The following is a 24335-nucleotide window of genomic DNA, read 5'->3' as shown; positions in this document are numbered from 1 at the left end:
CCGGAGTGGGCGATCCGCCGATGAGTGGTCCGTGCGAGGAATCTCGAAGGCCGCCGTCCCGATCGGCGTGGTGGCCATCGTCCTCATGCTGGTCGTGCCGCTGCCCGCCGCGGTGCTGGACCTGCTGCTGGGGCTGAACATCACCGCGTCGCTGCTGATCCTGCTGGTCGCCATGCAGATCAGGCGGCCGCTGGACTTCGCCGTCTTCCCGTCGCTGATCCTCATCTCGACGCTGTTCCGGCTGGCGCTCAACGTCTCCTCGACGCGGCTGGTGCTCACCGACGGCTACGCCGGCAAGGTCATCGAGGCCTTCGGGCACTTCGTGATCGGCGGCTCGCTGATCGTCGGTCTGGTGATCTTCGTGATCCTGACGATCATCCAGTTCGTCGTCATCACCAACGGTGCCGGCCGCGTCGCCGAGGTCGGCGCCCGCTTCACCCTCGACGCGATGCCCGGCAAGCAGATGGCCATCGACGCCGACCTCAACGCCGGGCTGATCAACGAGAAGCAGGCCCGCAGGCGGCGCACCGAGGTCACCGCCGAGGCCGACTTCTACGGCTCGATGGACGGTGCCTCGAAGTTCGTCAAGGGCGACGCCATCGCCGCCATCATCATCACGCTGATCAACCTCATCGGCGGGATGGCGATCGGCGTCATGCAGCTGGGCATGGCCCCCGGCGACGCCGTCTCCACCTACTCGCTGCTGACCGTCGGCGACGGCCTGGTCTCCCAGATCCCCGCGCTGCTGCTGTCCACCGCGACCGGCATCATCGTCACCCGCTCGGCCTCCGACGGGGACATGGGCAGCGACCTGCTCGCCCAGCTCGGCCGCTTCAAGCAGCCGGTGCAGATCGCCGGCGGCGCCGCCCTGGCGCTGTGCCTGATCCCCGGCCTGCCCAAGCTGCCGTTCCTGATCATCGGTGGGCTCTTCCTGCTGATGGCCTCGCGCATGCAGGAGACCCCGGACGTCGACGAGGACGCCGACCCGCAGGCCACCGCGGACGACGAGCCCAAGCCCGACTCCCCCGAGGCGATCGCCGACAAGATGCGCGTCGACCCGCTGGAGCTCGAGGTGGCCTTCGACCTGGTCGACCTGGTGGACGCCTCCCGCGGCGGCGACCTGCTCGACCGCGTGAAGGCGCTGCGCCGGAAGGTCGCCATGGAGACCGGCCTGGTCATCCCGCTGGTGCGCACCCGCGACAACCTGGACCTGCCCGCCTCGCAGTACGTCATCTGGCTCAACGGCGTCCCCGCGGCCAAGGGCACCTCGCCGGCCGGCACCGTCCTGGCGATCGGCGACATGCTCGACGGGCTGCCCGGCCGGGCCACCCGCGAGCCGGTGTTCGGGCTGCCCGCCAAGTGGGTGCCGGTCGAGCTGCAGCGGCAGGCCGAGATGGCCGGCGCCACCGTCGTCGACCGCTCGTCGGTCATCACCACGCACCTGGCCGAGGTCGTCCGGCAGAACGCCGCCGACCTGCTCGGCCGGGAGGACGTGCGGCTGCTGGTCGAGATGGTCAAGCGGACCCACCCGATCGTCGTCGAGGAGCTCACCCCGACGCTGCTCACGCTGGGCGAGATCCAGCGGGTGCTGCACGGGCTGCTCGCCGAGAACGTCTCCATCCGCGACCTGGTGCGCATCTTCGAGGCGCTCTCGGTCCGGGCGAAGGTGTCCACCGACGTCGACGGCCTCGTGGAGGCCGCCCGGACGGCGCTCGGGGCGGCGATCAGCCACCCGTACGTCACGCCCGACGAGAGGCTGCACGTCATGACCCTCGACCCGGCGTTCGAGCAGCGCCTGCTCGAGGCCGTGCGGCAGAGCGAGGCCGGTCAGGTCCTCGCCCTGGACGCCGGCACGGTCGACGCCCTGGTGAACGGGTGCACCGGCCTGCTGACCGACGCCGAGCGCCTGGGCCTGTCCCCCGTGCTGGTGTGCTCACCCCAGGTCCGGGCCGCCCTGTCCCGCCTGATGCGTCAGATCCTCCCCCGCCTGCCGGTGATCTCCTACACGGAGGTCTCCCGCACGGCCCAGATCGAGTCACTGGGAGTGGTGAACGGTGCCGTTGCCGTCCGTTGAGGCCGCGTCCCGCGAGGGCGCCATCGCCGCCGCGCGGGAGAAGTACGGCTCGTCCGTCCGGATCGTCGGCATCCGCCGCGTCCGCAGGGGCGGGGTGATGGGCTTCTTCACCACCGAGCGCTTCGTCGCCGAGGTGGAGGAGATCGCCCCGCCGCCCGTCGTCGAGCGCCGCCCGGCGTCGAAGGCCGAGTCGCTGGCCCGCATCGAGGCCGCGCTGCGCCGCGACCCGGTGCTGCCCGACCCGGTCGACGAGGTGGCCGACCTGCTCGGCGGTGGCGCCGGCCAGCCCGCCGTGGGGCTGTACTCGCGCACCTCCGCGCCGCGCGCCGCCCGCCCGGCCGCGGCGAAGGGCTTCCGCAAGGCGCCAGCCTCGGCTCCCGCTCCGGCCGCCCCGGCCCCGGCCCCGGCTCCGGCGGCTCCCGTGGTGGACGACGCCGCGCTGCCGCCGTCGCCGTTCACCGCCGCGCTCGCCCAGATGGTGGCCCGCGACGTCGACGTGCGAGAGGCCGTGGACGAGGCGATCGCCGCCGTCGCGCCGGCCGCTCCCGCCCCGGCTGCGGCACCCGCACCTGCCGCCGTTCCCGCGCCCGCCGCCGTTTCCGCACCTGCTCCGGCTCCGGCTCCCGTGGCCCCGCCGGCACCGGCACCCGTCGCCGCGCCCGCGGTGGCCGCCGGGACCGGCTGGTCCTCCGACGAGCACGACGCGGGTCTCGACATCCTCTGGGGCTCGGCGCCCACGCCCGCCCCGGCCGCGGCCGTCGTCCCCCCGGCGCCGCAGCCCACCCCCGCGCCGCAGCCCGCCGCGGCCGTCGTCCCCCCGGCGCCGCTGCCCGAGCCGGCCCCCGTGCCCGAGTGGGTGCACGAGCCGGACTTCAGCACCGGGCCGATCACCTCCCACGAGGAGGCGATCGCCGAGGTGCTGCGCGCTGCCCTGGCACACGACACGTCCGACGCGGCGCTCACCCAGCTGCTGCGCGGCGTGCTCGCCGGCTCCTCGCCGGACGAGCAGGAGGCCGCCCGGGCCGACGACGCGTGGGGCGAGGCCTTCGCCGAGGCGCACACCGCCGAGATCCCCGTGTGGGTCGACGCGACCGCCGAGGCCGACGAGTGGGAGGTGGAGGCCGACGTCCTGGCACCGACCGCCAGCGACCCGGCTCCGCTGCCCGCCGACGCCACCACGATCCTGCCGCCGCTGTCGCTGCTGCCCCCGCCGGCGCCGGGCACCGCGCTGGCCGTGCCGCCGCTGCTGGGCCGGCCGCCGGTGCCGCCGGCGATCGGCCGCGCGCCGGGGCAGTCGGTCGCCCGCCTGGCGCCGCCGACCGCGGACGCCCGGCTGGCGACCGTGACCCGGCTGCCCGTGGACAAGCGCGCCGCTGCGTGGCGCCGCTCCGCCCCGATGGTCGTGCCGTCGGTGCGCGGGCGGTCGACCTCTGGCGGCGCCACCGGTCCGCTGCCCGGTGCGGCCGAGGACGCCCTCATCGGCCGGCTGCTGGAGCTCGGCGTGCCCGAGCGGCTGCTCGGCGAGGACTTCGCCGTCGAGGTCGCCCGGCGCGGGGCCTACGCCGCGCTGACGCGCGCGCTGGCTGCCGGTCTGCCGGCCGCGCCGGCCCTGCCCTCCGGGGCGGGCGACGTGCTGCTGGTCGTCGGGCCCGGCGTCGAGACCCTCGCCGCCGCCCGTTCGCTGGCCGCCTCGCTGCGGCTGGACGGGGAGCAGCTGCAGTGGGCCTCCCGCGGCGACCTGGCCGCGCTGGCTCCGCGCGACAACCGGATCACCAGCATCGACACGGCCCTCGAGCGCAAGCAGGAGGCCGACCGGTCGAGCGCGCTGACGATCGTGGCGGTCGACGTCCCGCTGCGTTCCGGTGGCGGTGCCTGGCTGGAGCAGATGGTCGCGGTCTTCGCGCCGGTCGGCGTGTGGGCGGTCGTGGAGGCCACCCGCAAGCCCGAGGACGTCGGCCCGTGGCTGGACGCGCTGCCCCGCGTGGACGCGCTGATGGTCCAGGACACCGACCTCACGGCCGACCCGGCCGCGGTGCTCGGCCGCACCTCCACGCCCGTGGCCCTCCTCGACGGCGCCCGGGCGACCGCGCACCGCTGGGCCTCGCTGCTGTGCGAGCGGCTGGAGACCTCGGGGGCATGAGCCCGCTGCGCTGGGACGTGCTCGCGGTGTCGTTCCTGCTGACCCTGCCGCTGCTGGCCCTGGGCCTGCGCGGCGACCTGAGCACGCACGACGTCGTCACCCGGGTGCCGTGGTGCCTGGCGGCGGGTTGGGGCGTGGTGGCGCTGCTGCGCTGGGCCGGCACGCCGCGCCCGCCGGCCGGCTCCTCCCTCGCCGACGAGGACCCCGGCCCCGCGGCGCCCTGACCGCGGGTCGCTCATCGCCCTTGCTCCCGGGCCCCATTGCCGGGGTTCCTCGTGGATTGCCGGTTCTGCAGGACCCGTAATGCACGAGGAGCTCCCGCAGTGCGCTGTCCACAGGTGCTCCGCCGTCCACGGATCCCGTCCGGCGCTCGCCCCGACAGCACGACCTGGACCACGGTCGGGACGTGGAACCCGACCGCCTCTTCCTCCGTCGGCTGGCCGTCGCCGAGGGGTGGACCGACGACGAGCTCGCCCGGCACGTGCGTGACGGTGCCCTCACGAGACTCCGGCGGGGCGCGTACGTCGCCGGTGCCGACATGGTGACCGACGAGGTGCGCCACCACCTGCTCATCCGCGCCACCCTGGCGTCACTCCGCCGTCCTGCGGTCGTGAGCCACCAGTCAGCCGCCGTCCTCCACGGCCTCCCGCTGTGGGGCGTACGCCTCGACCGCGTGCACGTCACTCGCCGGCCACCGGCCTCCAGTGAGGCGGGTCGCTGTCTCCGCACCCATGTGGCCCGGTTGGCCGACCACGAGGTGACGAGGGTGGACGGGCTGCTGGTCACCGACCCGGTGCGGACGGCGCTCGACCTGGCCCGGTCGCTGCCGCTGGAGCCGGCCGTCGCCGCGCTGGACGCTGCGCTGCACCGCGCGCTCTTGGCCAAGCCGGTCCTCGAGGGCCGGGTGCAGGAACTGGCCGGGACACGCGGGAGCCGTGCGGCCACCCGGGCGGTGACCTTCGCCGACGGACGCAGCGAGAGCGTCGGCGAGAGTCGCAGTCGCGTCCTCCTCCATCGCCTCGGCCTGGCGCCGTCCACGCTGCAGCGGACCATCCCCTCCGCTTCCGGGCTCGTCCTCGGCCGCGCGGACTTCGCCTGGGAGGACGAGCGGGTGGTCGGTGAGTTCGACGGCCGCGTCGAGTACGGCCGCGCGCGGCGATCCGGTCAGGACCCCGCGGACGTCCTCTTCGAGGAGAAGCGTCGTGAGGACGCCATCCGCGATGAGGGCTGGGGCGTGGTGCGCTGGACGTGGTCGGACCTCGTGCCCGGCACGGTGGTCGGCGACCGGGTGAGCCGCGCCCTCGTCCGCGGACGCCGCCGGTCCGGCTGACCTCCATTGCCGGCGTTGCCCGCGCTGTGCCGGTCCTGCAGGACCCGCCATGCACGGACAACGCCGGCAGTGCGACGAGCGGGCGGGGTCAGCGCGGGAGGTCCTCCAGCATCTCGGTGACCAGCGCGGCGATCGGCGAGCGCTCCGAGCGGGTCAGCGTCACGTGGGCGAAGAGCGGGTGCCCCTTGAGCTGCTCGACCACCGCGGCGATGCCGTCGTGCCGGCCGACGCGCAGGTTGTCCCGCTGGGCCACGTCGTGGGTGAGCACCACGCGCGAGCCCGAGCCCAGCCGCGACAGCACGGTCAGCAGCACCCCGCGCTCCAGCGACTGCGCCTCGTCGACGATCACGAACGAGTCGTGCAGCGACCGCCCGCGGATGTGGGTCAGCGGCAGCACCTCGATGAGGTCGCGGGAGGCGACCTCGTCGAGCACGTCCTTGGAGACCAGCGCACCGAGGGTGTCGTAGACCGCCTGCGCCCAGGGCGACATCTTCTCGCCCTCGCTGCCGGGCAGGTACCCGAGCTCCTGGCCGCCGACGGCGTAGAGCGGCCGGAAGACGACGACCTTGGAGTGCGCCCGCCGCTCCATCACCGACTCCAGCCCCGCGCACAGCGCCAGCGCCGACTTCCCCGTGCCGGCCCGCCCGCCCAGCGACACGATGCCGATCTCGGGGTCGAGCAGCAGGTCCAGGGCGATCCGCTGCTCCGCGGAGCGGCCGTGCAACCCGAAGGCCTCGCGGTCGCCGCGCACCAGGCGCACGTGCTTGTCCGGCGTGACCCGCCCCAGCGCCGACCCGCGCGAGGAGAGCAGCACCAGGCCGGTGTGCGGGGGCAGCTCGGCGGCGACCGGCGCGTACACCTCGCCGTGCTCGTAGAGGGACCCCAGCTCGGCGTCGTCGAGCGAGAGCTCGGCCATCCCGGTCCAGCCGGCGTCGACGGCGTCCAGCGCCCGGTACTCGTCGGTGTCCAGGCCCACCGCCGCGGCCTTGACCCGCAGCGGCACGTCCTTGGTGATCAGGCAGACGTCGTGACCCTCGGCGCGCAGGTTGAGCGCGACCACCATGATCCGGCTGTCGTTGCTGTCGTTGCGGAAACCGGCCGGCAGCACCGCGGGGTCGCTGTGGTTCAGCTCGACGTGCAGCGTGCCGCCGTCCTCACCGACCGGGACCGGGGCGTCGAGCCGGCCGTGCTGCACCCGCAGGTCGTCGAGCAGCCGCAGCGCCTGGCGGGCGAACCAGCCCAGCTCCGGGTGGTTGCGCTTGTCCTCCAGCTCCCCGATGACGACGAGCGGGAGGACCACGTCGTGAGCGCCCATGCGCAGCAGCGCACCGGGGTCGGAGAGCAGGACGGAGGTGTCGAGGACGAACGTGCGGCGAGTGTTCACGAGTCGACTCCCGTGGAGCGCAGGACGCGCCCCGGCTCGAAGGTGGCCGGGCCCCGGCTGAGGAGCCGGGCGCCGGCTCCCCTGGTCGACGAGATCGTCAGCACCAACCGGGCCTCCCGTGGACGGCGAGGTGAGCTCGCCCTCCACCGCGGACGTTAGGCCCGGCAGGTGACAGGAACATGTCGAAGAGGCGGCGTGTCCCTCCTTCGGGGCACCAGCGGCACCAGCCGTCTCAGCGAGGACGGCGTGGCCGGACGGCGACCAGCACCCACACCAGCGGCACCAGCAGGACCGGCCACTGCAGGCTCAGGTCGCCGAGCCACCACAAACCGCCGACCAGCAGCACGGCCAGCCACCCCGCCGTCCACAGACCCAGGTCCCGGGCCTCCTCCGAGGTGTGCCGCGCCATGTCACCTCCCGCCACGTCATCCCACCCGCCTGCTCAGCCGGCCCGCAGCTCACCGGCGACGGCGGCCGGGGTGAGGGGCTCGTCGAGCAGGCGGACGAAGCGCTCGGCGACCGGCTGCTCGGCCGGACGGGCGTCCAGCCACCGCGAGAGCAGGTCGAAGCCCTCGACGTAGGTGGTGGTGTAGGCCCGCCACAGCGGGTGGGTGAGGAAGCGCAGCTGCTGGCGGGCCCGGTCGGCGCTGACCAGCGACCAGCGCTGGATGTAGGCGGCCACCTCGTCGGCACCGGCGCCGCGGTCGTGCAGCAGGACGGCGGCGTCCTGGCGCACCCGGTTCAGCGGCGCGGCCACCGCCGCGACGCGCTCGGCGAGGTGCCCGTCGAAGCGCAGCCCGAGGTCACCGAGCACCTCGGCCGCCCACGGCCCCCAGCCGGTCCCGATCGCGGCCTGGACGCCGAGGTCGGCCAGCCCCTCGGCCATCAGGCACTCCGGGGTGTTGACCAGGAAGACGGTGTGCTCCAGCCGGGCACCGCGCTCGACCAGTCCGAGCTCCTTGCGGCAGTGCTCGGTGTGGTGCCCCGGGTAGGCCTCGTGGGCCACCAGGTGCGGCAGCTGGCCCAGCCGGTGCGGCAGGTCGGCGTTGATCGCCACGCGGGAGCGGTAGTCGCCCTCGTAGTAGTTGAAGCCCGACCACGGCTTGTCGGTGACCACCTCGTAGCGCACCGTCTCGACCTCGGGCAGCCCGTAGTCGACGCGCACCCGGTCGCGCAGCGCGCTGGACAGGACGTGCACCGCCTCGGCCAGCCGCTCGGGCGGGCACTCCTCGCGCCGCCGGTGCGCGGCGTAGCGGTCGGACAGCGATCCGCTGCCGGGCAGCAGGCCGTCGAGCTCGGCGTGCGCGGCGGCGTAGGCGGCGGGGTCGCCGAGGGTGAGGTCGACCTGGAAGTAGCTGCGCACTTCCTCGAGGAAGGGCACCGGCTCCCCGGCCATCTTCCGGGCGCTGCACTCCAGGGCGGTCAGCTGACCGCGGATGAACCTCGCGCGATCGGCGGGCAGGTCGGCGGCACCCAGCTCGCCGAGCAGCGCGCGAGCCTGGTCGCGCAGTCCCTGCGGGGTGGGCGCCGGCTCGTCCTCCACCGCGGCCCGCACCCGCCGGTCGCCGGTGTAGGCGTCGACGAAGCCGGACTCCAGCCGGTCGAAGCGCAGCCCGAGCCGCACGTACTCCAGGGGGACGTCGAGCGAGCGGGGCATGACCAGCAGTTTCTCAGCCGCCGAAGCGACGGTGCCGGGCGGCGTAGGCGCGCAGCGCGCGCAGGAAGTCGACGCGGCGGAAGTCGGGCCAGTAGACGTCGGTGAAGTGGAACTCCGAGTGGGCGGTCTGCCAGAGCAGGAAACCCGACAGCCGCTGCTCCCCGCTGGTGCGGATGACCAGGTCGGGGTCGGGCTGGCCACGCGTGTAGAGGTGCTCGGCGATGTGCTCGACGTCCAGGACGCCCACCAGCTCGTCCAGCGTCGTCCCCCGCGCGGCATGCTCGGCCAGCAGGGAACGGACGGCGTCGGCGATCTCCCGCCGCCCGCCGTAGCCGACGGCGAGGTTGACCGTCGCGCCCGGCCGGTCGCGGGTGTCCTCGGCCGCCTGCTTGAGGACGGCGACCGTCTCGGCCGGCAGCAGCTCCAGGGCACCCACGGGGCGCAGCTGCCACCGCCGGTCCGGGGCGGCGAGGTCCTCGGCGACGCCCTCGATGATCCGCAGCAGCGGGAGCAGCTCGGGCTCGGGGCGGGACAGGTTGTCGGTGGACAGCAGGAAGAGCGTGACGACCTCGACGCCGGCCTCGTCGCACCACCCCAGGAAGCTCGCGATCTTGTCCGCGCCGCGACGGTGACCGGCGTTGGGGTCCTCCAGCCCGATCGCCCGCGCCCACCGCCGGTTGCCGTCGACGATCACCCCGACGTGCCGTGGGATCGCCGCGCCCTCCAGCGCCTGGGCGAGCCGGCGTTCGTACACCTGGGTGAGGACGTCGCGAGCCCACTGCCGCACCCCCACGGTGGGTCACACTAGGCCCACTCCGCGAGGTCGCGCGCACCCCGCTCCCGACCTGCACGAAGGTCCGCAGGACTGCCAGGAACCTCACACCGCAGTCGCGTCGCCGCCCTCCCTACGCGTGCGTAACCTCGGCCCATGAGCGTCCCCAACAACGAGGGCGAGACCGTCCGCGTGGAGGCCGACGGCGCCCAGATCGAAGCGCCTCCCGGCCCGGCGGTGGCCACCGTCCTCCAGGAGGGCGAACAGGTCGAGCGGACCTGGACCGCCGAGGACTTCGGCGACCGCGACTGGGACCACCCCGACACCAGGCCGCGGATGCGCGGCTGGCTGCACCTGTTCTCCTTCTTCGGCGCGATCGTCGCCGGGGCCGTGCTCATCCCGCTGGGCTCCGTGCTCGGGGCCCGCGCCGGCGTCTCGGTGACCGTCTACAGCGTGACCATCTGCGGCCTGTTCGGGATCAGCGCGCTGTACCACCGGCGGCGCTGGTCACCGCGCGGCTGGAAGATCATGAAGCGGCTCGACCACTCGATGATCTTCCTGTTCATCGCGGGGACGTACACCCCGTTCGCCCTGCTGGCGGTCGACCAGCCGACCGGCTACTGGGTGCTCGCCGGCGTCTGGGCCGGTGCGCTGGCCGGCGTCTTCCTCAAGCTCACCTGGCCGACCGCGCCGCGGTGGGTCGGCGTGCCCCTCTACATCGGGCTGGGCTGGGTCGCCGTCTTCATCCTCACCGACATCCTGCACATCGCCGGCGTGACCTCGCTGGTGCTGCTGGCCGTCGGCGGCGTGCTCTACACGCTCGGCGGGGTGGCCTACGCGATCAAGAAGCCCAACCCCTGGCCCGGTGTCTTCGGCTACCACGAGGTCTTCCACGCGATGACCGTCGTGGCCGCCATCTGCCACTACATCGCCGTCTACTTCGCGATGTACAACTCCCCGTTCGTCTGAGGAAGGACCCCGTCCCCTCGCCGCTCGTAGAAGGACCCCGTCCTCCCCACCCCTCGCGAGCTCGGGGCGGGGCCCGGGACGGGGCCGGAGCCCCTGGACGGGGCCGGCGAAACCCTTCGCACCGGCTCAGCTGAAGGGCTTTCGGTCGTCGAACCGGGTCGACAACCGGCCGGCGGTGCGCCAGGTGCGGGCGACGAGGTCGCGGTCCTCGTCGGTGACCAGGTTGCCCATCACCCGCAGCGCGACGGTCATCAGCGACCGCGACCGCATGCCCACCGGGCCGGCCGCGGGCAGGAAACGCGGGACGGTGAGCAGCCCGGCCAGCCTGCGGGCGATGGAGAACGCCTCCCCGTAGTGCCGGCGCAGGGTGGCCGGCCAGGCGTGGGTCCAGTCGTCCTCGCCGAAGAGTTCCCGCACGGTGCGGCCGGTCTCCAGGCCGTAGTCGATGCCCTCGCCGTTGAGCGGGTTGACGCACCCGGCCGCGTCGCCGACGAGCGCCCAGTTGCGACCGGCCACGCCGGAGACCGCCCCGCCCATGGGCAGCAGCGCCGACGCCGGTGCCTCCACCGGCCCGTCGAGCTGCCAGTCGTCGCGGCGGGCGTCGGCGTAGACCTCGATCAGCGCCTTCAGCTGCACCCCGGCCGGACGGCGGGCGGTGGCCAGCGTGCCGACACCGATGTTCACCTGCCCGGCCGCCGCGCCGAGGGGGAACACCCAGCCGTAGCCGGAGAGCAGCTCCCCCTCGGCGCCGCGCAGCTCCAGGTGCGAGGAGATCCACTCGTCGTCCGCCCGCCCGGAGCGGACGTAGCCGCGCGCGGCGACGCCGTAGGCGGTGTCGCGGTGCCACTCGCGCCCGAGCACCCGGCCCAGCGGTGAGCGGACGCCGTCGGCCACGACCAGCCGCCGGCAGCCGACGGTGACCGTCGCCTCCTCCGCCGTCTCGAAGACGACGCCGGTCACCCGGTCGCCGTCCCGCTCGACGTCGACGGCCCGCGCGCCCTCCAGCGGCACGGCAGCGTCGGCCAGCGCCACGTCGCGGATCCGGGCGTCGAGCTCGGCGCGCGGCACCGCGCTGCCGTGGTCGGGGAACGCGCCGCCGGGCCAGGGCAGCTCCCACGTCCGGCCGAAGCCGGCGGCGCGCAGGCCGCGGTTGCGGGCCCGCGAGCGCGCCCAGTCGCCCAGGCCCAGCAGGTCCAGCTCGGCGATCGCGCGGGGGGTCAGCCCGTCGCCGCAGGCCTTGTCGCGGGGGAAGACGGCCGCGTCGGCGAGGACGACGTCGTGCCCGGCCCGGGCGGCCCAGGCGGCGGCCGCCGCGCCCGCCGGGCCGGCCCCCACCACGAGGACGTCGGTGTCGGTCGGAACGACGGCGCTGGCTGGCACGCCCCCCAGTGTCCCTGGCTCGAGGGACCGCGCCGTGCGCCCCTCAGCCGAACAGCGGGAAGCGCTCCGCCGACGACCCCAGGGCGGCGCGGTCGGCGTCGTCCAGCGGGGCCCGGCCGGTGCCGCGCCGGGCCGCCGTCGCGTCGTCCCACCCGGCGGGCAGCGGGCCGTCGAGCAGGCCCTCGAGCACCCGCCGCACCTCGGCGAGCGCCTCCGGTGCCGGGCCCGGCCGGTCCAGGTGCGCCACCAGGTCCAGGTGGTGCACCGCGGCCTCCACGGCCAGCGTGGACAGCAGGTCGTCGGCGCGCAAGACGTGCCCCTGGGTGCCGACCAGGTCGTCGGGCGCCGTGCGTTCGGCGAGGACGGTCACGGCGGCGACGAGCTCCGCGTACACCGCGGACAGCTCCGCGAGCCCACCCGCGACGCTGGCGCGGACGCGCGTGCGCCAGGCGACGTCCTCGTCCTGCGCCCCGGTCGGCTGCCACGCCCGCCAGTAGGCGACCGCGTCGCTGGTGGCCGGCCCGTCCGCCGGGGTGGCCAGCGCGACCAGGCCCCGGCGGGCGTCGTCGACCAGGTGCAGGGTCAGGTCCAGGACCGCCCACCCGGCGCACCCGGTCGGCTGCCAGGCCTCCTCCGGCAGCAGGGCCGTGACCTGCTCGGACAGGGACCGATAGGTCGCGGTGAGCAGCTCGGTCGGCGAGGGCACCCGGGCAGCCTGGCAGAGCTCAGTCGACCTGCGGGCCGCGGGCCCGGACCTCCTCGACCGAGGCCATCGCCGCGCGCAGCTCGCCGAGCCAGTCGTCGGTGTGCTGCGCGACCAGCCGGACCGCCCAGGCCAGCGCCTCGGACCGGGACCGCGCCACCCCGGCGTCCACGAGCGTGTCGAGCACCAGCCGCTCGGGCTGGCGCAGCCGGGTCATCACCGGCACCGACAGGTTGGTGAAGACCTCCCGGACGTCGCCGCAGGCCGCACCCCAGGCGACCGAGCGGCCGTAGCGGGCCTGCGCGGCATCGGCCACGGCCATGCGCTGCTCGCGGGTCTCCTCGCGGAACCTGGCGATGCGCCCGGCCCGCGCGGCCGCGGCGTCGCCCTCGCCGGCCTCGGGCTCGGCCAGGGTGCCGACGACGGTGATCTCGTCGCGGTCGACGGTCAGCTCGACCGGCCCGGTGAACCAGTCGTCGGGCAGCCGCCCGGCGAACCAGCCGGCGACCTCGGCGCGCTCGACCGGGGGCGGCGCGTCCGGGCCCCGGCCCCGGCCGCCGGGACCGCGACCGCGCGGGCCGCGGAATCCGCCGCGCATGCCGGCGAAGGGGTTCTCGGAGGAGAAACGGTGGTGGTGTCCGTGCACGACGGCCTCCCGTGTCAGGTGATTACACGCTTACACGGTAATGGCGACGGACTCCGTCAGGAAGAGGTGAGTGCTGCGCCCAGAGCGGACACGTCGGTGACCGGGGCGGCGCAGACGAAGCCCCGGCACACGTAGGCGGCCGGCCGGCCACCGACCAGCGGCCGGCCGGCCAGCAGCGGGACCCCGGGTGCGTCCGGCTCGCCGACCACCACCACGGCACCCGGGCTGGTCGAGGCGCGGGCGGCAGCCACGAGGGCGTCGCGGTCCGGCCCGGCCGGTCCGCTGACCGCGACCTCGAGCGGGCCGGCCAGCAGCGCCTCCCCGACCGCCATCGCCCAGCCGACCGCCTGCGGTGCGCGCTCGGCCAGCCGGGCCAGCGAGCCGACGGCCGCCTCGCCGAGCTCCCGGTGCCGCGGCGCACCGGCCAGCGCTGCGTAGGTGACGGCGGCACCGGCCACCGCGGCCAGCCCCGACGGCGTCGGCCCGTCGGCCGGGTCGAAGGGCCGGTGGACCAGCGCCTCGGCGTCGGCGGCGGTGTCGTGCCAGCCGTCGGCGTCGATGAACTGCCCGGCGACGACGTCCAGCAGGTCGCCGGCCAGCTCCAGCCAGCGCCCCTCCCCGGTGGCCTGGTGCAGCGCGAGCAGCCCCTCGGCCAGGTCGCCGTAGTCCTCGAGCACCCCCGACGGAGCGCCGGCGACGCCGTTCCGCGACGCCCGGCGCAGCCGACCGTCCCCCCAGTGCACGTCGGCGAGCAGCTCCGCCGCCCGCCGCGCCGCGTCGACCGAGGACGGCGACCCGGTCAGGACGCCGTGCTCGGCCAGCGCGGCGATCGCCAACCCGTTCCAGGCGGTCACCACCTTGTCGTCGCGCGCCGGCTGCGGGCGCCGTGCCCGCGCCGCGCCCAGCCGCTCCCGCACCGACGCCAGGCGGGCGGGGTCGCCGGGGTCGCGGAGCAGCTGCAGCGTCGAGGTGCCGTGCTCGAAGGTGCCGGCGTCGGTCACCTCGAACACCGCGGCGGCCCACCGGCCGTCGTCCTCCCCGAGCACCTCGACCAGCTCCGCCGGCGTCCAGACGTAGGTCAGCCCCTCCACGCCCTCGGCGTCGGCGTCCAGCGCGGAGGCGAACCCGCCCTCGGGCGTGTCGAGGTCGCGGACCAGGAAGGCAGCGGTGGCGTCGGCGACCCGGCGCGCCCACTCGTCCCCGGTGGCCCGCCACAGGTGCAGGTACAGCCGCAGCAGCAGCGCGTTGTCGTAGAGCATCTTCTCGAAGTGCGGCACGACCCACCGCGCGTCGACGGAGTAGCGCGCGAAGCCGCCGGCGAGCTGGTCGTGGATGCCGCCGCGTGCCATCGCCCCGAGCGTGCCGCGGGCCATCCGCAGCGCCCGGTCGTCGCCGGTGCGGGCGGCGTGGCGGAGCAGGAACTCCAGCACCATGGACGGCGGGAACTTCGGGGCGCCGCCGAACCCACCCCACCGCTCGTCGTACTCCCCGGCCAGTGCGGCGACGGCGTGGTCGAGCACCTCGGCCGCGAGCGGGGCCGGCGGCCCGAGGTCCAGCCGGGAGGAGATGCCCTCGGCGATGCGCGTGCCGGCCGTCTCCAGGTCCTCGCGCCGCGACCGCCAGGCGTCGGAGACGGCGGAGAGCAGCTGCCGGAACGACGGCATGCCGTGCGCGGGCCGGGGCGGGAAGTAGGTGCCGCAGTAGAACGGCCGGCCGTCGGGCGTGGTGAAGACGGTCATCGGCCAGCCGCCGTGGCCGGTCAGCGCCTGGGTGGCGGCCATGTACACGCTGTCGACGTCCGGCCGCTCCTCGCGGTCGACCTTCACGCACACGAAGTCGGCGTTCATCTGCCCCGCCGTCGCCTCGTCCTCGAAGGACTCGTGGGCCATCACGTGGCACCAGTGGCAGGCGGCGTAGCCGACGCTGAGCAGGACGGGCACGTCCCGGCGACGAGCCTCGGCGAAGGCCTCCTCGCCCCACTCCCACCAGTCGACCGGGTTGCCGGCGTGCTGGAGCAGGTACGGGCTGGTGGCGGTGGCGAGCCGGTTGGGCATGCAGCTTCCGTTCCCGCGAGTGCGGGCCGGCGAACAGGAACACGCAACGGCCCATCGACGGGGCGCCCGCAGGCCGGCGGACGACCGCGGAGCTCCGCGCTACGCGCGGGCTGCCACGTCCTGCTCCTGCACCGGCTCCTGCTCGCCGCCCTCTCCCTCGTCGGGCTCGCGCTCCTTGCGGCGCAGCAGCCACGAGGTGGCACCGAGGAACAGCACGAGCACGCCGAGGACGGCGATCTCGGTGATCCGGTCGCGGAACCCCGCGCCCTCGCCGACGGCGCCCGCGGCCTCCACCGACAGGACGACGATCTCCTTGATCGAGGCGATCACCCCGATGACCAAGAACGGCTCGGCGACCAGCTCGCGCTTTTCCACCGTCGTCCGGACGGCGAAGAGCAGCTCCACGACGATGAACACCAGCAGCAGCACGTCGAGCAGCTCGACCATCGGCGCCTGCGACAGGTCACCGGTCAGCGACCACGCCGTCCGCCCGGCCGGCACCAGCAAAGCCAGCGCGGCCAGGACGAGGAGCAGCGCGATGCCGGCGTGGACGACGTTCTCGGCGAGCTCGAGCAGGCGGGTGCCGACGCGTCCGAACCCCGGCGGGGGAACGCGCTGCTCGGGGTCGTGCCGTCGCTGGCTCATCCGCGCATCCTCGTCCGTCGCGCGGCGTGTGGCGACCGTCCGGAGACGTCACCTCACCCGGACGGGCTCATAGCACGAGCTGCCCAGGCGGACGCGGAGGCGCGCCCGACCTTCTTGTCATCTCCTGCCGGGAACCGCGGAGGAGGTTCGTCGAGTCGACATGTCGACGCCCATGACGCCTCGGGTCCCGTCCGGCAGATCCTGTCGTCGGCACCGATTCCTCGAGGAGGCCCGCCATGAACCGATCCCGGTTCCTCGTCCTCGCTCTCTCCGTCCTCACCGCGCTCGGGGTGATCACCGCCGCTCCGGCGTCTGCGAGTCCGTACTGCGGCATCACCTGAGGCTCGATGCCGAAGACGCAGATGAGCGGCGACTCCGAGACCGTCGTCGACGTCCGCGCCGGCCGGCACGCCTGCTACGACCGTCTCGTGGTGGACCTCGGAGGGTCGGACAACGAGTTCGCCACCTATGACGTCCGCTACGTGGACGTCGTCCGGCAGGAGGGCTCGGGCGAGCCGGTGCCCGTCCGGGGCGGCGCTGTCCTGCAGGTCAGCGTCGGAGCGTCCGCCTACGACGAGGACGGCCAGCCGACCGTGGCTCTCGGCCCGGAGATGGTGGACGTCAGCGGCTGGAGGACCTTCCGACAGGTGGCCTCCGCCGGCAGCTTCGAGGGCTGGACCACGCTCGCGCTCGGTGTCCGCGCCCAACTGCCCATGCGGGTGTTCGTCCTGGAGGGCGCACCGTACTCCGACCAGGGTCCACGCCTGGTGATCGACGTGGCGCACCGCTGGTAGCCCGCACCGGCGGCGGCCGGCCGGTCAGCCCCCGGCAGGGCCCGGCCGGTCGCCGTCCCGGCGCGGCCCCTCGATCGCCCGAGGTGCCCGCCGCAGCGTGTCCAGCAACTCCTGCCCCGGCTCGGGTCGCGGGTCGACCAGCTCGGCCGGGGTGTCGGGGACGACCACCCGCGGCCCGTCGTCCCCGGCGTCGAAGCTGCGGGGCACCCGCCTCAGGTGCGTGGTCATCGACCGCACCAGCAGCAGGATGGCGATGAAGAGCAGCACGGTCAGCAGCGCGCCGATGGGTCCGGCCTTGCCGACGTCCTCGGGCAGCTGCTGCTCGGCCGCCAGGAGCGCGAACCCGGTCATCGGACGACCACCTCACTGCGGACCCCGGCGAAGAGGTCGTCCTCGGGGACCGGTGAGTCGACGACCGACCGGGCCAGCTCGTAGTCCTCGGTGGGCCAGATCCGCTGCTGGACCTCCAGCGGGCAGGCGAACCAGCGGCCGTTCGGGTCGATCTGGGTGGCGTGCGCGATCAGCGCGGCGTCCCGGACGGCGAAGTACTCGGCGCACGGCACCCTGGTGGTGACCCGGTGCGCCATGTCCCGCTCGGGGTCCCAGTTCTCCAGCCACTCCGCGTAGGGCGACTCCTTGCCCGAGGCGAGGATCGCCTCGTGCAGCGCCCGTGTCCGGGGCAGCGTGAAGCCCATCTGGTAGTAGAGCTTGAGCGGCTGCCACGGCTCCCCCAGCTCGGGGTAGCGGTCGGGGTCGCCAGCGGCGTCGAAGGCGTGCACCGAGACCTCGTGGGTCTTGATGTGGTCCGGGTGCGGGTAGCCGCCGCGCTCGTCGTAGGTGGTGATCACGTGCGGGTTGAACCGGCGGATCAGCTCGACCAGCGGCGCGGCCGCCTCCTCGGTCGGCACCAGCGCGAAGCAGCCCTCGGGCAGCGGCGGCAGCGGGTCGCCCTCGGGCAGGCCGGAGTCCACGAACCCGAGGAACTCCTGCTCGACGCCGAGGATCTCGCGGGCGCGGGCCATCTCCTCCCGGCGGATCTCCGGCAGGCGCTCCCAGACGTCGGGCCGGTCCAGCGCCGGGTTGAGCACCGAGCCGCGCTCACCCCCGGTGCAGGTCGCCACCATGACGCGGACACCCTCCGCGACGTACTTGGCCATGGTCGCGGCGCCCTTGCTCGACTCGTCGTCGGGGTGGGCGTGCACGGCGAGCAGGCGCAACGGGTCTGCTTCGGTCACCGGCCCATCATCCACCGGCTCCACCGGGTGCCGCCGCCGTCGGGGCCCACGATCGGGTGTTCGTGGCGCTCGTCACGCTGCGATCCACTAGCGTTCCGCATCCCGGAGGCCGGGGCGCGGGCGAGACACCCATCCCGACCGACGGTGTTACGTTGGCCGTTCTGAACGCGGCCGTTCCCCGGACGGGGGGCGGCCACCGACATTTCAGGAGCACTGCCGTGTCCACCCCCACCGACCAGCAGAACCAGGGCGTCTGGCTGACCCAGGAGGCCCACGACCGGCTGAGGGCCGAGCTCGACCAGCTGGTGGCGGGCCGCCCGGCCATGGCCGCCGAGATCAACGCCCGCCGCGAGGAGGGCGACCTCCGCGAGAACGGCGGCTACCACGCCGCCAAGGACGAGCAGGGCAAGCAGGAGGCCCGCATCCGCCAGCTGGAGGACCTGCTGCGGAAGGCCCGCGTCGGCGACGCGCCCACAACGGCGACGCACGCCGCCACCGGGACCGTGATCACCATCCGCTTCCGGGGCGAGGACGACACCGAGAAGTTCCTCCTCGGCTCGCGCGAGATCGCCGGGACGACGGGTCTGCAGGTCTACTCCCCCGAGTCGGCGCTCGGCTCGGCCATCCTCGGTGCAGAGCCCGGGACGACGGTCACCTACCAGGCGCCCAACGGCCGCGACATCACCGTCGACGTCGTCGCCGTCGAGCCCTTCGTCCCCTGACCGGGGTCCCCCGTGACCGAGTTCGCGAGGTCACGCAGGAACGCAGCACCCAGGGGTACCGGGCCGACGAGCGCCGGTGAGGAGGACCGGTGACCCCGCCCGCGCGCTCCCGGCGGGCGGAGAACACCGGGTTCGCCTGCGTCCACTGCGGGTCGGCGGTGCCGGCGAACACCGACGGGCACTACCGCAACCACTGTCCGGTGTGCCTGTGGTCGCTGCACGTCGACGACCTCCCCGGCGACCGGGCGAGCGAGTGCCGGGCGCCGATGGAGCCGATCGGCCTGGTGGAGAAGTCGGGCAAGGGCTGGCAGGTGGTCCACCGCTGCACGGCGTGCGGCCACCGCCAGCCCAACCGGCTGGTCCGGGAGGGCGACGCCCCCGACGACCTCGACGTCGTCCTCTCGCTGCCCTGGCTCTGAGTTCCTGAGCCCCGCACTGCGGGCGTTCCTCGCGCGCTGCGGGAGCTGCAGGTCCGGCAGTGCGCGAGGAACCCCGGCAATGGCCCGTCCGTCCACCGCTCCTGGGGGCGTTGCCGCGCTCCGGGGCCGTGCAGCACCCCACGGGCGCGGGATCCACCCCCGGAGCCCTCAGCCGGCCGGCAACAACCCCCGGCGGCGCAGCAGCGGGGTGGGGTCGGCATCCCGGCCGCGGACGGCGCGGAAGGCCTCCAGCGGGTCGACCGACCCGCCGACGGCCAGCAGCCGTGACCGGAAGACCTCGCCGTTCTCCCGGCGCAGGCCGCCGTTCTCCTTGAACCACTCCACGGTGTCGGCGTCGAGCACCTCCGACCAGATGTAGGAGTAGTAGCCGGCCGCGTAGCCCCCGGCGAAGACGTGCTGGAAGTACGTCGTCCGGTAGCGCGGCGGCACCAGGTCGTGGGCGACCCCGGCCGCCTCCAGCGCGGCCCGCTCGAACTCCTGCGGGTTCCCGACCTCCGTCTCCGGCGTGATCCGGTGCCATGCCTGGTCGAGCAGCGTGGCCGCCAGGTACTCCAGCGTCGCGAAGCCCTCGCCCCACAGCTGTGCGGCCTCGATCGCCTCGACCACGCTGGCCGGCAGCGGCTCCCCGGTCCCGACGTGCCGGGCGTAGCCGGCGAGGACCTCCGGCCACAGCGCCCACATCTCGTTGACCTGGCTCGGGAACTCGACGAAGTCCCGCGGCACGCTGGTGCCGGCGAAGCGCGGGTAGGTGACCGCGGAGCTCAGGCCGTGCAGCGTGTGGCCGAACTCGTGGAACAGCGTGTTGACCTCGTCGAGCGTCAGCAGGGTGGGCTGTCCGTCGGCCCCCCGGGTGACGTTGAGGTCGTTCACGACGACCGGCCGGGTGTCCAGCAGCCGCGACTGGGTGACGAACGAGCTCATCCAGGCCCCGCCGCGCTTGCCCTCGCGGGCGTAGAAGTCGCCGAGGTAGAGGCCGACCGTCTCGCCCGCTGAGTCGGTGACCTCCCAGACCCGGACGTCGGGGTGGTGACCGACGAGGTCGGGCCGCGGCGTGAAGCGGTAGCCGTACAGCCGCTCCGCGGCGGCGAAGACGCCGTCGACGAGCACCCGGTCCAGCTCGAACCACGGCCGCAGCGCCGTGGTGTCGACCGAGTACCGCTCGGCGCGCACCCGCTCGCTGTAGAACGCCCAGTCCCAGGGCGCCAGCTCCGTCACGCCATCAGCGGCGGCGACCTCGGCCAGCGCGGCGGCCTCCGCCCGCGCGTTGGCCATCGACGGCCCCACCATCCGGGCGAGCATCGCGTCGACCGCCTCGGTGCTGCCCGCGGTCTGGTCGGCCAGCACCAGGTCCGCGTGGGTGGCGAAGCCCAGCAGCCGGGCCCGCTCGGCGCGCACCCGGGCGATCCGCACGGCGACCGGACCGTTGTCGTGCTCGCCGCCCGACGCCCGGCCAACCGACGCCTCGAACACGCGGCGGCGCAGCCCACGGTTGCGCAGCTTGGTCAGCACCGGCTGGCCGGTGGGCAGCAGCAGCGGGATGAGGAACCCGGGAACCCCGCGGTCGGCGGCGGCACGGGCCGCTGCGGCGACCTCCTCGTCCCCGAGCCCGTCGAGCTCCGCGGCGTCGGGGACGACGACGGCGGCGGCCTCGCTGGCCAGCTGCAGGTTCTGCCCGAACGTCGTCGACAGCTCCGACAGCTCGCGGTTCAGCTCGGTCAGCCGGGCCCGGTCGGTCTCGTCGAGGCGCGCGCCGGCGAGCACGAAGTCCAGGTGGTAACGCTCCACCAGCCGGACGGCTTCGGCATCCAGGTCGCTGTCGTGCCGCTGCGCGTGGACGGCGTCGATGCGCCCGAACAGAGCCGGGTCAAGGCGCAGCGCGTCCGCGTGCGCCGACTCGAGCGGGGCCAGCTCCCGCTCGATCTCCCGCAGCCGGTCGGTGGCGACCGACGAGGCGAGGTTGTGGAAGACCGCGCCGGCGCGGCGGTACAGCCGGCCCGACCGCTCGAGGGCGACGACGGTGTTCTCGAACGTCGGCGGCTCGGGCGACCCGACGATGCCGGCCACCTCGGCGCGCTGCTCGGCCATCCCGGCCAGCATCGCCTCGCGGCAGTGCTCGAGGGTGATCTCCGCGAAGGGTGGCAGCTGCAGCGGGAGGGGCGACGGCTCGAGCAGCGGGTTGTCGGCGGACGGGGCGACGGAGGCGGCGTTCACCGCGCCCATCCTCCACCGCCCCGCCACGTCATCGCGTCGCCGTGCGCTGGTAGAGCCGCACGGAGAGCGGGACGAACACGGCCAGGATGAGCGCCGTCCAGATGAGCGTGTAGAGCACCGGGTTCTGCAGTGACCAGGCGTCGGGCACCGGGGTGCCCGGTGGCACGTTGCCGAACAGCTCCCGCGACGCCAGGGTGACCGTCGAGACGGGGTTCCACTCGGCGAAGACCCGCAGCGCCGAGGGGAAGGTCTCCAGCGGCACGAAGGTGTTGGCGATGAACGTCAGCGGGAAGATGACGATGAAGCTGGCGTTGTTGACGACCTCCGGCGTCCGGACCAGCAACCCGACCACCGCCATCAGCCACGAGATCGCGTAGGCGAAGACCAGCAGCACCAGGAACCCGGCGAGCGCCTCCCCGAGCGACGAGTTGATCCGCCAGCCGACGACCAGGCCGGTCACGGCCATGACGGCGATGGAGATGACGTTGAGCCCGGAATCAGCGACCGTCCGCCCGACGAGCACGGCCGAGCGGGACATGGGCAGGGAGCGGAACCGGTCGATCAGCCCCTTCTGCAGGTCCTCGGCGATGCTCGCGCCGGTCGTGGTCGACCCGAAGACGACCGTCTGCGCGAAGATCCCCGGCAGCAGGAACTCCGCATAGCTGATGCCCGGCGGCAACCCGCCGATCGCGCCGCCGAACACGTAGCGGAACAGCACCACGAACATGATCGGCGAGAGCGTCGCGAAGACGATCAGGTCCGGCACCCGCTTGACCTTGATCAGGTTGCGCTTGGTGATGACGACGCTGTCGGACAGCGTCGCCGCGAGGCTGCTCATGCCATCCCCCCGGTGACGACCGGCTGGGCCGGTCGGTCGTCGTCGGTGACCGGCTCCTCCGCCGCGTGCCCGGTGAGGGCGAGGAAGACGTCGTCGAGATCGGGACGGCGCAGACCCACGTCGAAGATCTCGGTGGTGTGACCGTCGAGCCGCTGCAGGGCCTCGGCCAGGACCTCGGCGCCGCCGCTGACCGGCAGGCTCAGCCGGCGCGCCTGCTCGTCGACGTGCGGCTCGTCGACGGCCAGCCCACGCAGCCGCGCCAGGATGTCGGGCAGGACGGCCGCCGTCGTCACGGTGAACTCCAGCCGTTGACCGCCGACCTGCGCCTTGAGCTCGTCGGCGGTGCCGCGGGCGATCGCCCGACCCCGGTCGATGACCACCATCCGGTCGGCCAGCCGGTCGGCCTCCTCCAGGTACTGGGTGGTGAGCAGGATCGTCGTCCCGCCGTCGGCGAGGTCGGCGATGAACTCCCACATGCCCAGGCGGCTGCGCGGGTCCAGCCCCGTCGTCGGCTCGTCCAGGAAGAGGACCCGCGGCCGGGCGATGAGCGAGGCGGCGATGTCCAGCCGCCGGCGCATCCCCCCGGAGTAGGTCTTGGCCGGCCGGTCGGCCGCCCCGGTGAGGTCGAAGCGCTCCAGCAGCTCACCGGCCCGGGCCCGCGCCTCGCGCTTGCCCAGCCGGTAGAGCCGGCCGACCATCTCCAGGTTCTCGAGGCCGGTGAGGTACTCGTCGACGGCGGCGTACTGGCCGGTCAGCCCGATCGAGGCACGCACCGCGTCGGCGTCGTCCACCACGTCGAGGCCGGCCACCTGCACCCGACCCTCGTCGGCCCGCAGCAGCGTGGTGAGGATCCGCACCACCGTCGTCTTGCCCGCGCCGTTGGGACCGAGGAGCCCGAGGACGGTGCCCTCGGCCACGGTCAGGTCCACCCCGTCGAGGGCCGTCGTCGCGCCGAAGCGCTTCACCAGCCCCTCGACGACTATCGCGTCGGTCATGACCGGGAAACTATGTGGCGAGGCTGACGCTTCCCGACCGGTTTTCCGGCGCCCTCGCAGGAGGGTCCTCTCAGCCGGTGGTCGCCGTGTACCCGGCCCGGTCGAGCCGGGCCAGCACCTCCTCGGCGTGCTCGGGCCCGCGGGTCTCCAGGACGACGAACACCTCCACCTCGCCGAGCCCCAGCCGGGTCGCCGTCCGCTCGTGCTCGACCTCCAGCACGTTGGCGCCGACCTGGGCCAGCTCCGCGAGCACCGCGGCCAGCGACCCCGGCCGGTCGGGCACCCGCAGCCGCAGCGACTGGTAGCGCCCGGCCGCGGCCATGCCGTGCTGCACCACCTTGAGCAGCAGCACCGGGTCGATGTTGCCGCCGGAGACGACCGCGACGACGGGCGGCGGGAAGTCGGCCGGGTCGGCGAGCACGGCGGCGACGGCGGCCACCCCGGCCGGCTCGACGACGAGCTTCGCCCGCTCCAGGCAGAACAGCAGCGCCTGCGAGAGGGCCTCCTCGCTGACCGTGCGCACCTCGTCGACCAGGTCGCGGACGTGCGCGAACGTCAGCTCCCCGGGCGCGCCGACGGCGATGCCGTCGGCCATCGTGGTCATCCCCGTCAGCGCCACCGGCCGGCCGGCGGCCAGCGACCCGGGGAAGGCGGCGGCCGCCGCGGCCTGCACGCCGACCACCCGGACGTCGGGACGGCGGGCCCGCACCGCGGCCGCGACGCCGGAGACCAGCCCTCCGCCACCGGTGCAGATGACGACCGTGGCCACGTCGGGGCACTGGTCGAGGACCTCCAGCCCGACCGTCCCCTGCCCGGCGATCACGTCGGGGTGGTCGAACGGGTGGATGAAGACCGCGCCGGTCCGCTGCGCGTGCTCGGCGGCCGCCGCCAGGGCCTCGGTCAGCGAGGCGCCACCCAGCCGGGCCTCGGCGCCGTAGCCGCGGGTGGCCGCCACCTTGGGCAGCGGCGCGCTCTGCGGCATGAAGACCGTCGCCCGGATGCCCAGCAGCTGTGCGGCCAGGGCGACGCCCTGCGCGTGGTTGCCGGCGCTGGCGGCGACAACACCCCGGCCCCGCTCCTCGGCCGACAGCCGCGCCAGCCGGGTGTAGGCGCCGCGGATCTTGAACGAGCCGGTGCGCTGCAGGTTCTCGCACTTGAGCCACACCGGCCCGCCGACCCGCTCGGCCAGCGCCCGCGAGTGCTCCAGCGGCGTGTGCCGGACGACGCCGTCCAGCAGTGCCGCCGCGGCCTCCACGTCCGCTCCGCCGACCAGCGCGACGCCGTCCTGCCGCAGCTCTCCAGCCACCATGGGCCGATCTTCGCAGCACGGAGGCCCAGGTGGCAGC

General features: G+C 74.5%; 23 protein-coding genes. 8 read left to right on the top strand and 15 right to left on the bottom strand.

Going from position 1 to position 24335, the window contains the following annotated elements:
* The first annotated feature begins 31 nt into the window (after positions 1–31).
* The 4 genes from flhA (at position 32) to GOBS_RS04740 (ending at position 5544) form a co-directional block, all read left to right on the top strand.
* Positions 32–2074: a flagellar biosynthesis protein FlhA gene (gene flhA / locus GOBS_RS04755; RefSeq protein WP_012947160.1), complete on the top strand. Its 2043-nt coding sequence runs from the start codon at positions 32–34 to the stop codon at positions 2072–2074.
* Positions 2055–4214 (top strand): hypothetical protein, encoded by a 2160-nt coding sequence (locus GOBS_RS27990; protein ID WP_012947159.1) that lies wholly within the window; start codon positions 2055–2057, stop codon positions 4212–4214. Before flhA ends, GOBS_RS27990 begins: the two co-directional genes overlap by 20 nt.
* Positions 4211–4438, top strand: coding sequence for a hypothetical protein (locus GOBS_RS04745; protein WP_012947158.1), 228 nt, complete (start codon positions 4211–4213; stop codon positions 4436–4438). The genes GOBS_RS27990 and GOBS_RS04745 overlap by 4 nt, the downstream gene beginning before the upstream one ends.
* A gap of 182 nt (positions 4439–4620) precedes the next feature.
* A complete protein-coding gene (locus GOBS_RS04740; protein ID WP_012947157.1) occupies positions 4621–5544 on the top strand; it encodes a type IV toxin-antitoxin system AbiEi family antitoxin domain-containing protein in 924 nt (307 codons plus the stop codon).
* Positions 5545–5632: 88 nt separating this feature from the next.
* Here the strand turns inward: GOBS_RS04740 and GOBS_RS04735 are convergent, their stop codons facing one another.
* The 4 genes from GOBS_RS04735 to GOBS_RS04725 all read right to left on the bottom strand — a co-directional run bounded on the left by GOBS_RS04735 (position 5633) and on the right by GOBS_RS04725 (position 9378).
* A complete protein-coding gene (locus GOBS_RS04735; RefSeq protein ID WP_012947156.1) occupies positions 5633–6928 on the bottom strand; it encodes an RNA 5'-3' helicase PhoH2 in 1296 nt (431 codons plus the stop codon).
* 232 nt (positions 6929–7160) lie between these two features.
* Entirely contained in the window at positions 7161–7337 is a 177-nt protein-coding gene (locus tag GOBS_RS27105) for a hypothetical protein (protein ID WP_012947154.1), read from the bottom strand.
* Between the two features lie 33 nt (positions 7338–7370).
* Complete coding sequence (locus GOBS_RS29185) at positions 7371–8585, bottom strand: hypothetical protein (RefSeq protein ID WP_012947153.1); 1215 nt, start codon at positions 8583–8585, stop codon at positions 7371–7373.
* A 13-nt stretch (positions 8586–8598) separates the two neighbouring features.
* The gene (locus GOBS_RS04725; protein ID WP_012947152.1) at positions 8599–9378 is read right to left on the bottom strand and encodes an isoprenyl transferase; all 780 of its coding nucleotides are present in this window, start codon (positions 9376–9378) and stop codon (positions 8599–8601) included.
* A 135-nt stretch (positions 9379–9513) separates the two neighbouring features.
* Here GOBS_RS04725 and trhA point away from each other — a divergent pair, with 135 nt between their 5' ends.
* Complete coding sequence (gene trhA, locus GOBS_RS04720) at positions 9514–10326, top strand: PAQR family membrane homeostasis protein TrhA (protein WP_012947151.1); 813 nt, start codon at positions 9514–9516, stop codon at positions 10324–10326.
* A 126-nt stretch (positions 10327–10452) separates the two neighbouring features.
* Here trhA and GOBS_RS04715 read toward each other — a convergent pair whose 3' ends face one another.
* The 5 genes from GOBS_RS04715 to GOBS_RS27985 all read right to left on the bottom strand — a co-directional run bounded on the left by GOBS_RS04715 (position 10453) and on the right by GOBS_RS27985 (position 15754).
* Entirely contained in the window at positions 10453–11706 is a 1254-nt protein-coding gene (locus tag GOBS_RS04715; RefSeq protein WP_012947150.1) for a geranylgeranyl reductase family protein, read from the bottom strand.
* 43 nt (positions 11707–11749) lie between these two features.
* Positions 11750–12412: a maleylpyruvate isomerase N-terminal domain-containing protein gene (locus GOBS_RS04710; RefSeq protein ID WP_012947149.1), complete on the bottom strand. Its 663-nt coding sequence runs from the start codon at positions 12410–12412 to the stop codon at positions 11750–11752.
* Between the two features lie 19 nt (positions 12413–12431).
* Positions 12432–13055, bottom strand: coding sequence for a hypothetical protein (locus tag GOBS_RS04705; protein WP_012947148.1), 624 nt, complete (start codon positions 13053–13055; stop codon positions 12432–12434).
* Positions 13056–13111: 56 nt separating this feature from the next.
* Positions 13112–15109, bottom strand: coding sequence for a thioredoxin domain-containing protein (locus GOBS_RS04700; RefSeq protein WP_012947147.1), 1998 nt, complete (start codon positions 15107–15109; stop codon positions 13112–13114).
* 99 nt (positions 15110–15208) lie between these two features.
* Complete coding sequence (locus tag GOBS_RS27985; protein ID WP_012947146.1) at positions 15209–15754, bottom strand: phosphate-starvation-inducible PsiE family protein; 546 nt, start codon at positions 15752–15754, stop codon at positions 15209–15211.
* A gap of 347 nt (positions 15755–16101) precedes the next feature.
* On the opposite strand from GOBS_RS27985, the gene GOBS_RS04690 reads away from it, so the two are divergent.
* Positions 16102–16548, top strand: coding sequence for an AMIN-like domain-containing (lipo)protein (locus GOBS_RS04690; RefSeq protein WP_208104380.1), 447 nt, complete (start codon positions 16102–16104; stop codon positions 16546–16548).
* A gap of 24 nt (positions 16549–16572) precedes the next feature.
* Here the strand turns inward: GOBS_RS04690 and GOBS_RS04685 are convergent, their stop codons facing one another.
* Together GOBS_RS04685 and mca are read right to left on the bottom strand one after the other, a co-directional pair.
* Positions 16573–16899: a hypothetical protein gene (locus tag GOBS_RS04685; RefSeq protein ID WP_012947145.1), complete on the bottom strand. Its 327-nt coding sequence runs from the start codon at positions 16897–16899 to the stop codon at positions 16573–16575.
* The gene (gene mca, locus GOBS_RS04680; protein ID WP_012947144.1) at positions 16896–17783 is read right to left on the bottom strand and encodes a mycothiol conjugate amidase Mca; all 888 of its coding nucleotides are present in this window, start codon (positions 17781–17783) and stop codon (positions 16896–16898) included. The genes GOBS_RS04685 and mca overlap by 4 nt, the downstream gene beginning before the upstream one ends.
* A 218-nt stretch (positions 17784–18001) precedes the next feature.
* Here mca and greA point away from each other — a divergent pair, with 218 nt between their 5' ends.
* Together greA and GOBS_RS04670 are read left to right on the top strand one after the other, a co-directional pair.
* Entirely contained in the window at positions 18002–18505 is a 504-nt protein-coding gene (gene greA / locus GOBS_RS04675) for a transcription elongation factor GreA (RefSeq protein ID WP_012947143.1), read from the top strand.
* A gap of 89 nt (positions 18506–18594) precedes the next feature.
* Complete coding sequence (locus GOBS_RS04670) at positions 18595–18924, top strand: RNHCP domain-containing protein (protein ID WP_012947142.1); 330 nt, start codon at positions 18595–18597, stop codon at positions 18922–18924.
* 168 nt (positions 18925–19092) lie between these two features.
* Here GOBS_RS04670 and GOBS_RS04665 read toward each other — a convergent pair whose 3' ends face one another.
* The 4 genes from GOBS_RS04665 to ilvA all read right to left on the bottom strand — a co-directional run bounded on the left by GOBS_RS04665 (position 19093) and on the right by ilvA (position 24298).
* Complete coding sequence (locus GOBS_RS04665) at positions 19093–21165, bottom strand: M3 family metallopeptidase (RefSeq protein WP_049788145.1); 2073 nt, start codon at positions 21163–21165, stop codon at positions 19093–19095.
* A 19-nt stretch (positions 21166–21184) separates the two neighbouring features.
* Positions 21185–21994 carry an ABC transporter permease gene (locus GOBS_RS04660; protein ID WP_012947140.1) on the bottom strand — a complete coding sequence of 270 codons (810 nt, stop codon included), beginning with the start codon at positions 21992–21994 and terminating at the stop codon, positions 21185–21187.
* The gene (locus tag GOBS_RS04655; RefSeq protein WP_012947139.1) at positions 21991–22989 is read right to left on the bottom strand and encodes a daunorubicin resistance protein DrrA family ABC transporter ATP-binding protein; all 999 of its coding nucleotides are present in this window, start codon (positions 22987–22989) and stop codon (positions 21991–21993) included. The genes GOBS_RS04660 and GOBS_RS04655 overlap by 4 nt, the downstream gene beginning before the upstream one ends.
* A 70-nt stretch (positions 22990–23059) precedes the next feature.
* Positions 23060–24298 carry a threonine ammonia-lyase gene (gene ilvA / locus GOBS_RS04650; protein WP_012947138.1) on the bottom strand — a complete coding sequence of 413 codons (1239 nt, stop codon included), beginning with the start codon at positions 24296–24298 and terminating at the stop codon, positions 23060–23062.
* Positions 24299–24335: the final 37 nt, after the last annotated feature.

Source organism: Geodermatophilus obscurus DSM 43160 (genome assembly GCF_000025345.1).
GTDB lineage: Bacteria > Actinomycetota > Actinomycetes > Mycobacteriales > Geodermatophilaceae > Geodermatophilus > Geodermatophilus obscurus.
Note: the sequence above shows the minus strand (reverse complement) of the source record. Positions and strands in the feature narration are given on the sequence as shown.